This is a genomic window from Paenibacillus xerothermodurans, from assembly GCF_002220865.2.
Lineage (GTDB): Bacteria > Bacillota > Bacilli > Paenibacillales > NBRC-103111 > Paenibacillus_S > Paenibacillus_S xerothermodurans.
Map to the genome: position 1 here is coordinate 48,333 of NZ_NHRJ02000015.1, position 13,669 is coordinate 62,001.

A 13,669-nucleotide genomic window follows, 5' to 3' on the forward strand; every position below is an offset into this window, starting at 1 on the left:
TCGCATAAAAGCGGTTCATATTGGCTATATTAGGCTAAATGTTTGTTGGGGGGGGAATGTTTGATGACACATAAAGATGCCATTCCGGCAGCGCTTCCGCAAGTCTCAGAATCATATTGGCTGGCTTCTTCGAACTTCCCAAGCTTTCCTAAGCTGACACACGATATAACCGTAGATGCAGCTGTGGTTGGCGGGGGCATATCCGGTATAACGACGGCGTATTTGCTGACAAAGCAAGGGCTTAAGGTGGCACTGGTCGAGGCAGGCCGGCTCATGCACGGCACAACGGGACATACGACCGCCAAAATTACCGCGCAGCATGATTTAATCTACAATGAGTTAATCTCTCATTTTGGTGCGGAGCAAGCGAGACTTTATTATGATGCGAATCATGAGGCAATAGAATTTATCAAGCAAACTATAAATGAGCACAGGATCGAATGTGATTTCGCAGAGCAGCACGCGCACGTTTACACGGGCTCCGATGATAGCATTGATAAGCTTCAGGCGGAATTCAAAGCCTATGAACAGCTCGGCATACCCGGCGACTACTTGGACGATACCCCGCTGCCGTTCACGACTAAAGCTGCGGTGAGAATGAGAGACCAGGCGCAGTTCAATCCAATCAAGTTTTTGCAGCCGCTAGTCCGATATATCGCAGAACACGGCGGTTTGATCTTTGAATACACCACGGCAGAGACACTGGAAAAAGGCACTCCAGCCAAAATCACGACAAACCACGGCCACAAAATTGCATGTACCTACGCGGTGTCCTGTTCCCACTTTCCTTTTTACGGTGCCGGCGGCTATTACCACATGAGGATGTTTCCAAGCAGGTCTTATGCATTGGGCGTGTTGGCGAAGTCAGAGTTTCCCGGGGGCATGTATATCAGCGCCGACGACCCGAAAAGGTCGCTGCGGTCTGCTGTGCTGGACGGTGAGGACATGCTCATCATCGGCGGTGAAGGGCACCAAACGGGGCAGGGCGGGTGCACGATGAAGCATTATGAAGCGCTGCAGCAGTTTGGAGAGGAAACATTCGGATTGCGGGGCATCCGCTATAGATGGTCGGCACAGGACTTTTTCACGCTGGATAGGCTGCCGTATATCGGCCATGTCACATCCGAGGAGCGCAAGGTCATGGTCGCAACCGGGTTCAAAAAATGGGGCATGACCACAGGCGTCCTATCGGCTCTGATGAATGTGCAGCTGATCATGGGCGAAGCAAACCGCTACACGGATCTTTTTGCACCGTCCAGATTTCATGCGGACCCAAGTGTCAAAACATTCATCACCGAAAACGCCGATGTAGTCAAGCATTACATTACTGGTAAGCTGGAAATGGTGCAAAAGACGCCGGAGCAGCTGTTGAATGATGAAGGGGCGGCCGTACGCGTCAATGGCCAGCGGGCGGGAGCGTACCGGGACGCACAAGGGCGCTTGCATCTGGTGGACACAACCTGCACCCATATGAAATGTGAGCTGCAATGGAACGCGGGAGAAAGGAGCTGGGACTGCCCGTGTCATGGCTCACGGTTTACGTATCAAGGAGAAGTGATCGAGGGGCCGGCGAAGAAGCGATTAGGCAAGGTGCACTACCCTTAAACTGTATAAAATTGGACTTGGGCGTTCCGATTAATGGGACGTCCCTTTTGGTGTTATAGGACTTAATGCACAAAAGTGTGTTTTTTGCCTCATAACGTTCATACAAACGACTCATTTCGATCAAATCCTGCAAAATTTGCGCGGCCCCGTAAAAAAACTGTAATTACCAGGAAGACTGTTCCCGATATAATTAAAAAACAGTATTGCAAAATTCATAGAAACGGAAGGATTTATCATGGAAAAATCGACAATAATCGGGTGTGTACTTGCTGTTATTGCTGTTGGGGTCGGCATGGTGTTGAAAGGAGCCAGCCTGGCCGCACTAGCCAATCCGGCTGCTCTCTTAATTATATTCGTCGGTACTGCAGCAGCCTTATTCATAGGGTTCCCGCTGGAGGATTTAAAGAAGTTTCCAAAGCTGATCAAGCTGGTTTTTACCGAACAAAAGCTCGTCTCGAAAATGGAGCTCGTTGAACTGTTTTCCGAGTGGGTGAGCATCACCCGCCGCGAAGGGCTGCTTTCACTGGAAGCCCAGATTGAAAGGGTGGACAACCCGTTTCTCAAAAGCGGATTGCGCCTCATCGTCGACGGAAATGATCAGGAGTTCGTCAGGGACGTGTTGTTGGAGGACATCAGTGCGATGGAGGAACGTCACCGCTCAGGCGCGCACATATTCGTTCAAGCGGGTACGTATGCTCCGACTCTTGGCGTACTCGGCGCTGTGGTCGGACTCATCGCGGCACTCGGCAACCTGGCCGAGGTCGAAGCGTTGGGCCATTTGATTTCCGCAGCCTTCGTGGCGACGCTGTTAGGGATTTTCTCCGGGTATGTCATGTGGCACCCGATTGCAAACAAACTGAAGCAAAAGTCCAAAAAAGAGGCGGAAATAAGAATGATGATGGTGGAAGGCCTGCTGTCCATTCAATCCGGCGTGTCGGTGACAGCGGTTCGGCAAAAGCTTATGATCTTCCTGCCAACTTCGGCGCGGCCTTCTGAGGACGACGAGCAGGGTGGTCGCGATGAGTAAGCACAAGAAAGAACATCACGAAGAACACGTGGATGAATCATGGCTCATTCCTTACGCTGATTTACTGACGCTGCTGTTGGCTCTCTTTATCATTTTGTTCGCGATGAGCAATATGGATGCTAAGAAATATGACATTTTGATGCATTCCCTCAACTCGGCGTTCACCGGTGGAACGGGCCAATTTCAAGTGTCCAACGTAGTGCCTATGAACATAGCGCCGAATGTGGACAGCAAAAAATACGACGCACCGGCAACGCATGCACCTGAACAGCAGGCGATGGCTGCACAGCTTCACAAGGAAGAAAGAGAATTGGAGGAGTTAAAAAAACAGCTGGATGCGTACATCGAGCAGAATCAGCTGACCACACAGCTCGACACCAAACTCACTCATGACAGATTGATGGTCACCATCCGTGATCGTGCCTTGTTCGAGTCGGGTTCCGCCGCACTCAAAGACGAGTCGAGGAAGCTGGCGCTCGCTATTTCGGATATGCTTGCGCAGTACCCGGGATATGAGGTTCAAGTGGCTGGCTTTACTGATAACGTGCCGATCACCAACGGGGAATTCAGCGATAACTGGGAACTGAGCTCGACGCGGGCAGTGAACTTCATGAGGCTGCTGCTTGCTAACCAGTCAGTGGATCCTTCGTTGTTCAGTTCTACCGGCTACGGCGAGTATCATGCTTTGGAGAGTAACGATACCGCCGAAGGAAGAGCGGTCAACCGCCGTGTTGAAGTAAGTGTCATACGGAATGTTAAGCCTGCAGCAGGTGGGGCATAACCTTTGCCTTCAGCACCCGTCCAAATCTATTCATATTTTTTCGTGTATAACCGGCTGCGGCTGAACTGCACCCAACAAGTTAGACAAGTCTAGCAATTGAGCTGCGGTTCCAAGGCAGTCGGTTTTGTTATTCCAACGGTAGGCTGCGCGCCAGAGGATGCATGTTTTGCCCTTGTGGGTGCACCCTTAATAAGGGCGAAGTCAGCATTCATATGGAGCAGCCGCGGCATAGGCCACACAGAGCTGGGGGTCAGCAGTTGCAGGGGGGAAAGCAGTTGCAGCAGGGGAAGCAGTCGCAGCAAGGGGACGCTGCCAGTGCAGCACAAACGTGAAAGCCATAGAGGAGTTGATGCATATGCCAACACGCGGGCGGATGACTTACTGGGGACCGAACACAGCTTATGAAAACGCCGTAGAACCAACGCACAACGGTAGCTTTGCCTGGAATGGGCAGCCGATACCGGATTACCGGCACTTCATGCCATTCAGACAAGCCGCTGGCGTCGGATCTCAGCCGACAAATATTGGCTCTGCAGGCATTACGCAGCAGGGGATGTTCGCTCCATCGGAGATTGTTGGCACGAGATCGCGCGCAGGCGGCATGCCCATGCCCGGCGCGTCCGGTAATCCGCGTGCCCCTTATGGAAGGCGCAACACGGGGATCAATAATGCTGATGACCGAAACGTTGGATTTCAAGGAGGCTACACCGGCTACAGTCCAACTGGGCAGCCCATTCAATACGGTACTTATATGAGGGACGGCACGCAGTATGGGATGGGACCTCATACCGTTAATCCCAACAAAGCGATTATTCGCGCCGTGCACTATGACAACGGTGCTATCGGTGCGGTGCAATTCCAAAATGGAGCAGTAGCGGATATCGCTCACGCTATCGGAATGGCAGAAGCGGGCATGATCGAGGACGTCAATACCGGCAGAAACCGTGAGGGCCAGAAGACGCTGCGCTCTTATCCGGATGGCGATCCCAGCAATAACCTTTCGAATTTGCCCAGGTTTTGATGCCTTCGCGGGTGTGAAGCATTAACATCGCATATGTTTCATGCTGTTAATCAATTGCTGTTTCCCGGTCAGCATGTGGCATGTTGTGTTTCACAGTAGATTCTGGGCGAACCGGCCGCATGTACGCGGATTAATTTGCTTTAACAGGAGATATTAAGACGGGTACAATGAAAAGGAGGTGATTCCCGTGGCAGAACAAAATAAAGTAACACAGGCGGTAAATTCGGTAGAAACAGCTCACAACGCGGTGGCTCAGGCGGAAGAACATCCTTCCGACCGGATGCTCGAACAGGCGGAGCAATCGTTGAGACATGCCAATGCTTCGGTAGGTCAAGCGTTCAACACCGGACACACGGAGGCCGCCAGCCGACTGAATGAGCAATTGGAAGAAGACCGCGAAGTTTTGGAATAATCCGCACGCTCGATGCTATCGTAAACTGATGTAAAAAGCAAAGGGAAAGGAGCAGCTCGGGGCTGCTGCCTTTCCCTTATTTTGCGAGGCGCTCACAGTGACAACGCCAAGTGAGCAACTTTCACATCGTTGGCCAATAATTGCTCCAGGTTGTATGAGGGATAATAACTGCGCTCATACATAAAGTAAAACGCTTTGGCATGCAGGGCGATCAAGATGTTCAGTTGTTTATGCAGCGTTTCCCGCAGCTGCGGGGTAGCCGTTTCGGTGATGGCTATGGCGTAGTAGCGCACAGCTGTTTTCGCGAAGCCCAGCAGCTGAATCGATTCCACTGCGGTAAACTCGTGATCATCGCGGCTGTAGCCCGGCTTAGGTGCGTGAGGATAATACTGCAGCAGCTCTCGGATGTTGTTTTCCACGCATTGAATCGTCTCCCCGTATAAGGCTCTTAGCGCTGGGTCCTTAACCATGGGAAGCTTCTTTTTGAAAGCGACCAGCTGAGCCGACTGAAACGCCACCAGCTCGTGCATTTCCAATGTTTCATGCCACGCTAAATGTCTTGGATATCCTTTTGTTAATTTCTCCATTTTGTCACACTCCATCCCGTTAATCTGTGGTCAATATATGCCCAGATCTGGGCGTAGGTGATTTGTCCGGGTTAAATTCGGTGGCGTATGAGACTGTTAGGTGTTGGGCTATGCTAAGCGCAGAGGTGGTGTGCAGGTATGTGGGTAGTGAAAACAGTGCATCGACGAGAGGAAGATCACGGCGTGACAGCGTTGGAGCTGGAGACGGAGGATCAACACCTGGATGTCAATATCCGGTGGGATGGTTGTGCGGAAATCCATGTTTACTCGGTGACGGAAGAGGACCGCGAGCTGCGAGACACGTTTCATACATGTGATTTGAAAGCCTTTATCCGTTCATTGCAGATGCTGGATACAGCGTGCCAAGATTACTTCGGTGAGGGCAGCTACTGGCAGCAAGCGCGGCAGAGGTGACTCGGAGGAAAGTGGATGCGCCAATCTCAATGCAAAAACCGGAGCCGCGGCTCCGGGTTACGTTGTTGATCGCACACACTTGATCTTGGAACAATATTGCTTTGTGCCGTCCCAGGTCCCCCACACACAGCCGCGGCATAACCTCGGCTGCTTGGGTAAATAGTCTACGAACTCTTTCAGCTCTTTCAATGCTTTCATGTGTTGTCCCCCCAATGAAGATGCGAACTTAAAATAAAAAAGTGATATGAGTTGGTTTTCGTCAGCAAAAATCCCCACCGAGTTTTCAGTGGGGATTGTGCTTATCGCTCACCCGATACGTCGGTACCATCTGGATGCGGAGTTTCTCTATCTATTTCGGTGGTCTCAGGTTGGTCGATCTCAAATACTTTCATGTTGAAATGCTCCTCTCTGCAAGGTAATTGTTGGACGTTTTGTAATATGACCATTTTCCAGCGAAACCATGCATGCTGTTCGAGATGGAACGCGTGGTCGCCTATGCGATGTGCATGTAACGACGACTGTTCAGCCTTATCGCGCCTACTTCTTCGGCAGATCGTGCATCGAGATGCCGTATGCTATTGGCTGTAGCTGATGGGCTCGTTCGCCTGCAGGAGGGACTTTGTGCTTAACGGAACATGACGGCTGAGAGAAAAGTCGCAATATGCATGGAAAACCAATGATTTAAGGAAAAAAATGTAATGTAAATGAAATATTTAGTTCATAATTTGATAACAAGCAGGGCATATAATAATAGATGACCCCCTTTTTTTAATATATGAACCTTGAAGCCCCGTGCCGGATGGCAACGGGGTTCTTTTTTACATCATGGAAGCCGACCCTGTGGTGTGAAGGAATTTGCTCGTCGCAGGCGGTTAAGGCGTGTAGAAATTTTGCGTGTAATAAATAGACATGCTGCCGCCGAACGCCACACCGACACCAAGCCTTTTGATGTCGCTCAATAGATTCTTTCGGTGGCCTTCGGAATTCATCCAGCCATGGTGGGCGAAGATCGCGCTCGTTTGGCCGGCGGCGATATTTTCGGCTGCGGCCCGGATCTTAATGCCATCACGCTTCATCCGATCAAATGGCGATGCGCCTTGCAAATTGTTATGGTCGAAGAAGTCGTTGGCAGCCATGTCCTGGCTGTGTTTCCGAGCAGTACCGGCAATCCTATCATCCCAAGCAAAAGGAGACATGCCAAGCTTCGCGCGGGCCGCATTGGCCAAATCGAAGCTTTGCCGCTCGTAAGCGGATACCAGCGTGCTGCTGGCTTCCGGATAGAAGGAGGACATCCCCAGCTCGGTCGCCTTGTCAACGGCCTGTACTCCGGTTACGACGCCGCTGCGGTGGAGGTCGTAGAAGAATGTAACGTAACACCCGTCCATTTCATATGTTCCAAACTCATCGTCGCCGTTATTGATTAGCATGCGAGTGTTAGCTCTGGCGGCAACGATCATAGCGGTTCGTCCACGGTTGAACTTCTTTGCATCGGTACTATGCGCAACCGGCCATTCCACTGACCGCGAGGTCGTAGTATGGTTTATGCCAAGGTGAATCAGGTGCCGCAGCGGGCAGCTTCACTTCGGGATAAGCGCGCAGCAGCATTGCGAGAAACATTGGCTCCGATACCGGCGTGACCGGGCGGAAGGTACCATCCGCGTAACCATCTGCGATACCGTTCTGCACGGACCAGCGGATGGCGCCAGCGGCCCAATGGCTGGTCGTATCCTTGAATGCCGCCGTGCCTGCAGCTGGCGCGGCGTGAACACCGGCAGCAGCATCGGAACACAGCGCGAGTAAGGTTGAAACGGAGAGGGCAATAGGCAGCAGGGCGGCAGTGAGTGGTTTTTTCACGGTGTTTGTCCTCCTAAAAGTTTGCGTGAGCAAAACTGTGATTGTTAGCGAAAGCCGGCAGCAACACACGCAAAGCGGTCGTTGCGGGAGGTAGTCCATAATCGTTCGACAATTTTCGCAAGTGAGCTTTAGACTTTACCTGTGGTTGGATGTTTTACACCGGCTTACAACCAGTAGATGGTAAATACGTGTTCTATTGTCATCGTGAGATCGGCGGACGGCAAGCCCTTGCAGCGAGCTTACGTCTCTTTGCTAGCCAAGACATTCACCATATTTGCTCGCTGGCCAATGCACCAAAATGATTCGGTGGAGCGGCACGGGGGAACTCGCGGAATGACAGCCTGAAGTCCCCAAGCCCGGACCTAACATTGTGCTCGTGTAATGTGTGACTTGACAATGTATAATTTAAGGGAAAATGTAGGACAGCGGCTGATGCGTCACGGTGCCTCAGCGATAAAACGAGCATCTGCACTGATATCCAAGCAGGACAAGTATGGAAAAGGGGAGATGGACATGGGATACGATTCAACTGGATCATTTGAAGCCTTGGTTGTCGATAAACGGGGGGGAGCGCTGGAGGTGGGCCTACGGGAAATGCAATCGGGCGATCTTCCGCCTGGCGAGGTGTTGATCCGCGTGCGGTTTTCCAGCCTGAACTACAAGGATGCGCTGGCGTGTCAGCCGGATGGAGGTATCATCCGAACTTATCCAATGGTTCCCGGGATTGATTTGGCCGGAGAGGTGCTGGAATCGTCCGACAGCCGGTTTTCACCGGGAGAGCGTGTGCTTGCGACCGGCTTCGGCCTCGGCGTGACGCACTTCGGGGGATTGAGTCCGCTGGCCCGCGTTCCCGCTGACTGGGTCGTGCGTGTGCCGCCGCAGCTGGATCTGCGCGATGCGATGGCGCTCGGCACCGCGGGATTCACAGCCGCCATATCGATCGAGCGGCTGGAACACAACGGGCTGTGGCCCGGGCAAGGCCCTGTGCTCGTGACCGGTGCGACCGGCGGCGTGGGCAGCTGCGCCGTTGCGCTGCTGGCTGCCAAAGGCTACGAGGTCGCCGCCAGTACGGGCAAAGAGGCCGAGCACGAGTATTTGCGGGCATTGGGCGCCCGCCACATCGTTGCTCGCCGCGAGCTCAGCCCAGATGCCGCCGTTAAACCGCTGGAGAAGCAAACGTGGGCGGCCGCCGTTGATCCGGTGGGCGGCCGTTCGCTCGCCTTTGTCCTTGCTTCGATCCGTTACGGCGGCTCCGTTGCAGTCAGCGGTTTAACCGGGGGCGGAGCGGTTCCTACTACGGTGCATCCGTTTATTTTGCGGGGCGTGAGTCTTCTGGGTATTGATTCCGTACAATGCCCCATTGAGCGGCGCTATGCATTGTGGGCGGACACAGCGGAAGCGCTGCAGCCCACCGGAACACTGGAACTGATCTGCGCCCGTACGGTACGTCTGCGTGACGTCCCATCGGCACTACAAGACCTATTGGCAGGCCGAGCAAGAGGAAGAATCATAGTCGAATTGTAAGCAAGTTCACGCTGTTCCCTGCCGCACGCATGGGAACAGCTTTTTTGTCGTGGTCCGATCTGTTCGCTTTCCCGCCGCGCCGCACAATCCAAGTCTTTTGCCTGCGCATGTATCTGCCCGTCACTGCTGTTAAACAGGTGCGGCGAGCGGGTAATAACGTGTAAGTCAATTTTGATAAAGGTGGGAGCAATGATGGACAAACAACATAGAGAGCCCGATGTTTCCAACACGTTTGCCGGTATTACCATACCGGAGGAGCAGCAGGATATAGCTCCTACCGATATGGTGAGCCCATGGGTGGAGGAGACGATTGACAACATTGAGGACGCTTTCGACGGTAAGGACGACACTGACGAAGCTGAGGACGATACTGCCGAAGCGAGTAAATATTAATACGTATTTAGTGCATCGTCAAAACACCGGCATCGGATAAGCCTGCGCAACTTTCATAAACCCGTCTTCAGCGGTCAAAATAATTTTGAAACGGATATTCTCCGTTGTTTCTTCTTTAGTTAGCACGTCTACGACTTTAACGTTCACCATGAGGAGATACGATAATTGGTTGCCCGCGGCATACTCGGGGTATTCCAATACTTCATACCCGGTCAGCGTGTGCGAGTCACCCAAATCAAAATTTCCTTGGAACGAGCCGACATAAGCCGACGTGTATAAGCTTGCGGCTGAAATCTTTTTATTGTAATAATCTCTTAATGTTTGATCAAAGTATTTCGTCAGGATGCGTTTGGCTTCCTCCGGGCTGTAATTCTCGTCCAGCTTCAGTTTTTCGACCCCGTCATCGGCATTCGTACTGTTCGTGCTCTGTACGGGCGGGGGAGCGGTTGGCGGCGTATCCAGGACAGGTGCTGTTCCCGGACGGGCGATCAAGATCGTGCTGGTATCTTCATCCCAGCCGACGCTCGCGCCGACTACCGTACCTAATGCCCGTACCGGCAGGTACGAAGAGCCGTTGTATACGATCGGATACAGCCGGTTACCGTCCTGATCGATAGGGGTCCAATTTTTACCGTCCACTTTGAATGTCATGCTGTGATTCAGGTAGGCTTGTATGAGTTCTGAATTAGCGCCCGCATATGCCCCGCCTGACAGGAGCGTCACCCCTGTTAACGCCAGAAGTGCGATTTTTGCAGCTCTTTTCATAGTTTCCTCCTAGGGATATCAGTATGAAAAACTTCACACATTTTACCATGCCATTACTTGTACTGACACGCGCCATAATAACTATTTTTTGGTAATTTTTTTTACTACTAAAGCACTGATGTTGGCATTTATCTGGCAAAAAGAAACGAGCGACATCCAACAAGAGCCTGAGTATTCGCCGCAGACTCACGTGTCCCACGCTGAGCGGGGCCACTTGCATGAATTGGATCATTTAGGACACCTTAACCGTAACAAAGGCACAAAGAGAGGTGTTCTAACATGCCGATGGCGGAAGTCAACGGTACGAGGATTCATTACCATAAAATGGGAAAGGGCGTGCCGATTATATGCATACACCCTCCCGCGCTGACAGGCGACTGTTTTGCGTATCTGCGTGCACGTTTATCGGATTCATTTCAGGTGATTACATTGGATGTTCGGGGGCACGGCCAGAGCGCGCCATCCGCAGCACAAGTCACTTATCCGCTGATCGCGGAAGACATTAGACAGCTGATGGACAAGCTGCGGCTGCGCCAGGCATACCTCTGCGGTTACTCTCAAGGCGGGAGTGTAGCCATGCATGCGCTGCTGACCTATCCCGAGCAGTTTCTCGGCGGAATTCTGATCAGCTCGATGCCGGAGCTCAGTGATTGGTACAATCGCAGTCTCATCAAACTGATGCTGCAGCTGGCAAAGCTGAGAAGCAGACATGCTGTCGCGGCAGTCATTTCCGCAGGTAACGCCGATATGATGTGGACATTCAAAAATCAGTTCAGGCACTCCGCGCATGGCAATGTCCGCAACATGTACGAGTATTTTGCCAGCAGCTTGGACTACTCTTGTACGAGACGGCTGAAAGATATCCACGCGCCTACGCTCCTCCTATATGGCCAGAAGGATCATGCGTTCCACCGATACGCCTTGACCCTGCAGCACAGCTTACCTAATAGCACACTGCATCTGATTGATAGAGCGGGCCACCAGCTCGTCACCAAAGAGCCGGCCAGGTTGGAGCAAAGCATTCGAGCTTGGATGGATTATGCAAAGCAGGCGCGCGACCATGATGTATCGGACACCGGCGGAGAGATAGGCGCTTATCCCGTATGGCGGCAGGAGTCCGAGGTGCATGAGGAGCAGCACTATACGTAGGCGGCGGTTGGAAATTGGCCCGTTATGGCCCTGCGTGTCCACCCAGGAATTGATTGCATGGGAGCCTCGGCACCGGCGGGCATTGTGCGAATGCAAGTCTGGTCGCCATCCGGAGGCCGCGGTGACCGCGGTCTTTTGGCCCTGCGCGGCACATAACATCACATTAGATGCAGGATAAATCACAGTGTGATTAGCATCGGAATTTGTTGAAGAAGCAAGGTTTTTTAGTGTTGGAATAAAGTGTCTGTTTCATATAATGGCTGTATGTAGTAAAAAGAGTAAGAAGTTTGTCTTCTGATCCATCCTGATATCAGTTTTACGAGTCGCAATGAAGCACGTCACCGCCCGCAATCTGAAACTACAGGAGGTAATTCGATTGACAAAAGAACAGACAGCTGTGGAACAGAGAGAAGGCTTGGGGAACGGAGTCACGCGATATGATACCATGGCGGGAGTGAAAGGCCGAAAGAATAGCACCGGCTTGCCGCCGTATACGGTAGGCCGTATAATCTCGCTAATTGGTGTGTATGCGTTTGCAATTTATCTTTTATATTCATTTATCAGCGGTATGTTAGCCAGTTTCAAATAAGTACCACGGGTTCTCTTGCAAATAACCGTTCACACCTCCCCTCTTTGGTTTAATAAATAAGAGAGGGAGGTGTTTATTTTGTCAACACAAACCGATTTGATTACTGGAGATGCAGGTGGGCAGCCGGCTCAGCCGGGTCCGGAGCGCAACCCCAGCGTACCGCCGGAAGTCACGCCAAAGACGCCGCCTGAGATCACACCGAGACCGCCGGGGCCTGAAATCAAGCCAAATCCGCCGGGCGAAATTACGCCGAAATCGCCGCCCGAGATCAACCCCGGTGTGACTCCCGAGATCACTCCTAAGCCCAATCCCATACCGGAGATCTCGCCGAACGATCCGAAAGGGCATGACGCACGCATAAATTAACAAATTCAACACAAAGTAGACCCAACAGCGTTTTACGACTGCCGTTGGGTTTTCTTTGTTAGTGCACTATGGGCTAGGAACGCACAGGCGTATTTCACGTTAAGACCGCGTGCGGGTGATGAATAAGCAGTGGAGGAGCCCTGACTATGTCGCACTTAGACTTGCCTGCAATCGTGATATTGGTTTTCGCCGCATTAGGGATATTTAGCAATAACAATTCCATTGCCGTTGCTGCCGTGGTACTACTCCTGATACGGGTTGTGAATTTGCATCAAGTCTTTCCGTGGATTGAAAAGTACGGGGTTTCCGTTGGAATTATCATATTAACAATGGGAATCCTTGCTCCGCTCGCCAGCGGGAACATAGAACTACCTGCGCTGCTGCAGACGTTGGCTCACTGGAAGTCGCTCATCGCCGTCGCTGTAGGGGTGCTGGTTGCATATTTAGGAAGCCGGGGCGTTGTAGTTATGACTAATCAACCCACGCTGGTGACAGGATTAATGTTGGGCACGATTTTGGGAGTGGCGTTTTTCCGCGGCGTACCTGTAGGCCCGATTATTGCTGCCGGAATCCTGTCCCTCGTGATTGGGAAATCGTAGCTGAACAGCCCTACGGGTATGAGCAGGTACGAACCGCGGTGATCTGGCAGAAGGAGGGGCTTGTCGCATATGCAGACACGGGCGGTGAAAGTCGTAGCCATACATAATAACAAACTGGTCATTGTCAAACAATTCCGCGAGGGAAAAAGAAAATTCACCTACGAGCTGCCCGGCGGTAGAATCGAGCACGCTGAGCAGCCGCGGCAGGGGGCACTGCGGGAGCTGAGCGAGGAAACGGGGCTTATCGCAGGCAGTTTAAAGGAGCTCGGGACATATCGCGTGGCCAATAATCCGGTGGTTGTTACGCTGTATTTCACCGACCATATCATCAGGCAGCAGCAGCAGCACCTGGACAATGACGAACAAATCTATGTGTTGTATGTAAACGTAGATGACGCCCTCAAATATGTCGGCAATGGAACATGGCCGGATGTCAGGCTGGGCATCGGTCTGATTCTGGCGCGCGCGAAAGGGCTCATATGACGACCACGCCTATACCACCACATTTTGGACCGCATCCGCGCTAGGTTCGCCCGGTGTCATCGCTGTCTTCCTGGCTAAGCTGGATAAGTGTCAGCCCGCA

Annotated in this window: 17 protein-coding genes; 13 read left to right on the forward strand and 4 right to left on the reverse strand. The window is 52.3% G+C overall.

From position 1 onward, the window contains the following. Window positions 1-63: 63 nt before the first annotated feature. The 5 genes from CBW46_RS17760 to CBW46_RS17780 all read left to right on the forward strand — a co-directional run bounded on the left by CBW46_RS17760 (window position 64) and on the right by CBW46_RS17780 (window position 4,846). Window positions 64-1,605 carry an FAD-dependent oxidoreductase gene (locus CBW46_RS17760; RefSeq protein WP_089201312.1) on the forward strand — a complete coding sequence of 514 codons (1,542 nt, stop codon included), beginning with the start codon at window positions 64-66 and terminating at the stop codon, window positions 1,603-1,605. Window positions 1,606-1,840: 235 nt separating this feature from the next. Beyond that, window positions 1,841-2,632: a flagellar motor stator protein MotA gene (motA, locus tag CBW46_RS17765; RefSeq protein ID WP_089201313.1), complete on the forward strand. Its 792-nt coding sequence runs from the start codon at window positions 1,841-1,843 to the stop codon at window positions 2,630-2,632. Beyond that, window positions 2,625-3,413 (forward strand): flagellar motor protein MotB, encoded by a 789-nt coding sequence (gene motB, locus CBW46_RS17770; RefSeq protein WP_089201314.1) that lies wholly within the window; start codon window positions 2,625-2,627, stop codon window positions 3,411-3,413. The genes motA and motB overlap by 8 nt, the downstream gene beginning before the upstream one ends. A gap of 355 nt (window positions 3,414-3,768) precedes the next feature. Continuing rightward, window positions 3,769-4,434, forward strand: coding sequence for a DUF3892 domain-containing protein (locus CBW46_RS21940; RefSeq protein WP_243633383.1), 666 nt, complete (start codon window positions 3,769-3,771; stop codon window positions 4,432-4,434). 187 nt (window positions 4,435-4,621) lie between these two features. Then, window positions 4,622-4,846, forward strand: a complete 225-nt coding sequence (locus tag CBW46_RS17780; protein ID WP_089201315.1) for a hypothetical protein — start codon at window positions 4,622-4,624, stop codon at window positions 4,844-4,846. Window positions 4,847-4,938: 92 nt separating this feature from the next. Here the strand turns inward: CBW46_RS17780 and CBW46_RS17785 are convergent, their stop codons facing one another. Further along, on the reverse strand, window positions 4,939-5,433 hold the full coding sequence (locus tag CBW46_RS17785; RefSeq protein ID WP_089201316.1) for a spore coat protein: 495 nt from the start codon (window positions 5,431-5,433) through the stop codon (window positions 4,939-4,941). Between the two features lie 138 nt (window positions 5,434-5,571). Here CBW46_RS17785 and CBW46_RS17790 point away from each other — a divergent pair, with 138 nt between their 5' ends. Then, window positions 5,572-5,847, forward strand: a complete 276-nt coding sequence (locus tag CBW46_RS17790; RefSeq protein WP_089201317.1) for a hypothetical protein — start codon at window positions 5,572-5,574, stop codon at window positions 5,845-5,847. Window positions 5,848-6,719: 872 nt separating this feature from the next. On the opposite strand, the gene CBW46_RS21945 is transcribed toward CBW46_RS17790, so the two are convergent. Then, window positions 6,720-7,274: a CAP domain-containing protein gene (locus tag CBW46_RS21945; RefSeq protein WP_165842367.1), complete on the reverse strand. Its 555-nt coding sequence runs from the start codon at window positions 7,272-7,274 to the stop codon at window positions 6,720-6,722. A 67-nt stretch (window positions 7,275-7,341) separates the two neighbouring features. Further along, entirely contained in the window at window positions 7,342-7,701 is a 360-nt protein-coding gene (locus tag CBW46_RS21950; protein ID WP_165842368.1) for an S-layer homology domain-containing protein, read from the reverse strand. Between the two features lie 513 nt (window positions 7,702-8,214). Between CBW46_RS21950 and CBW46_RS17805 the strand changes: the two genes are divergently transcribed. Both CBW46_RS17805 and CBW46_RS17810 read left to right on the forward strand, forming a co-directional pair. Further along, a complete protein-coding gene (locus tag CBW46_RS17805; protein ID WP_089201362.1) occupies window positions 8,215-9,225 on the forward strand; it encodes an acrylyl-CoA reductase family protein in 1,011 nt (336 codons plus the stop codon). A 189-nt stretch (window positions 9,226-9,414) separates the two neighbouring features. Beyond that, window positions 9,415-9,618, forward strand: a complete 204-nt coding sequence (locus tag CBW46_RS17810) for a hypothetical protein (protein ID WP_111361089.1) — start codon at window positions 9,415-9,417, stop codon at window positions 9,616-9,618. Between the two features lie 18 nt (window positions 9,619-9,636). Here the strand turns inward: CBW46_RS17810 and CBW46_RS17815 are convergent, their stop codons facing one another. Continuing rightward, entirely contained in the window at window positions 9,637-10,383 is a 747-nt protein-coding gene (locus CBW46_RS17815) for a stalk domain-containing protein (protein WP_089201320.1), read from the reverse strand. 279 nt (window positions 10,384-10,662) lie between these two features. Here CBW46_RS17815 and CBW46_RS17820 point away from each other — a divergent pair, with 279 nt between their 5' ends. The 5 genes from CBW46_RS17820 to CBW46_RS17840 all read left to right on the forward strand — a co-directional run bounded on the left by CBW46_RS17820 (window position 10,663) and on the right by CBW46_RS17840 (window position 13,569). Beyond that, entirely contained in the window at window positions 10,663-11,532 is an 870-nt protein-coding gene (locus CBW46_RS17820) for an alpha/beta fold hydrolase (RefSeq protein ID WP_089201321.1), read from the forward strand. Between the two features lie 376 nt (window positions 11,533-11,908). After that, the gene (locus CBW46_RS17825; RefSeq protein ID WP_089201322.1) at window positions 11,909-12,121 is read left to right on the forward strand and encodes a hypothetical protein; all 213 of its coding nucleotides are present in this window, start codon (window positions 11,909-11,911) and stop codon (window positions 12,119-12,121) included. Between the two features lie 78 nt (window positions 12,122-12,199). Further along, on the forward strand, window positions 12,200-12,487 hold the full coding sequence (locus CBW46_RS17830) for a hypothetical protein (protein WP_089201323.1): 288 nt from the start codon (window positions 12,200-12,202) through the stop codon (window positions 12,485-12,487). Between the two features lie 146 nt (window positions 12,488-12,633). Continuing rightward, window positions 12,634-13,086, forward strand: coding sequence for a DUF441 domain-containing protein (locus CBW46_RS17835; protein ID WP_089201324.1), 453 nt, complete (start codon window positions 12,634-12,636; stop codon window positions 13,084-13,086). Between the two features lie 69 nt (window positions 13,087-13,155). Further along, complete coding sequence (locus tag CBW46_RS17840; RefSeq protein ID WP_089201325.1) at window positions 13,156-13,569, forward strand: NUDIX hydrolase; 414 nt, start codon at window positions 13,156-13,158, stop codon at window positions 13,567-13,569. The last annotated feature ends 100 nt before the right edge of the window (window positions 13,570-13,669 follow it).

Excerpts from the sequence above, each read along its gene's own strand:
- CBW46_RS17760 (WP_089201312.1), top strand. The coding sequence starts at position 64 with ATGACACATAAAGATGCCATTCCGGCAGCGCTTCCGCAAGTCTCAGAA.
- motA (WP_089201313.1), top strand. The coding sequence starts at position 1,841 with ATGGAAAAATCGACAATAATCGGGTGTGTACTTGCTGTTATTGCTGTT.
- motB (WP_089201314.1), top strand. The coding sequence starts at position 2,625 with ATGAGTAAGCACAAGAAAGAACATCACGAAGAACACGTGGATGAATCA.
- CBW46_RS21940 (WP_243633383.1), top strand. The coding sequence starts at position 3,769 with ATGCCAACACGCGGGCGGATGACTTACTGGGGACCGAACACAGCTTAT.
- CBW46_RS17785 (WP_089201316.1), bottom strand. The coding sequence starts at position 5,433 with ATGGAGAAATTAACAAAAGGATATCCAAGACATTTAGCGTGGCATGAA.
- CBW46_RS17790 (WP_089201317.1), top strand. The coding sequence starts at position 5,572 with ATGTGGGTAGTGAAAACAGTGCATCGACGAGAGGAAGATCACGGCGTG.
- CBW46_RS21945 (WP_165842367.1), bottom strand. The coding sequence starts at position 7,274 with ATGCTAATCAATAACGGCGACGATGAGTTTGGAACATATGAAATGGAC.
- CBW46_RS17805 (WP_089201362.1), top strand. The coding sequence starts at position 8,215 with ATGGGATACGATTCAACTGGATCATTTGAAGCCTTGGTTGTCGATAAA.
- CBW46_RS17810 (WP_111361089.1), top strand. The coding sequence starts at position 9,415 with ATGATGGACAAACAACATAGAGAGCCCGATGTTTCCAACACGTTTGCC.
- CBW46_RS17815 (WP_089201320.1), bottom strand. The coding sequence starts at position 10,383 with ATGAAAAGAGCTGCAAAAATCGCACTTCTGGCGTTAACAGGGGTGACG.
- CBW46_RS17820 (WP_089201321.1), top strand. The coding sequence starts at position 10,663 with ATGCCGATGGCGGAAGTCAACGGTACGAGGATTCATTACCATAAAATG.
- CBW46_RS17835 (WP_089201324.1), top strand. The coding sequence starts at position 12,634 with ATGTCGCACTTAGACTTGCCTGCAATCGTGATATTGGTTTTCGCCGCA.
- CBW46_RS17840 (WP_089201325.1), top strand. The coding sequence starts at position 13,156 with ATGCAGACACGGGCGGTGAAAGTCGTAGCCATACATAATAACAAACTG.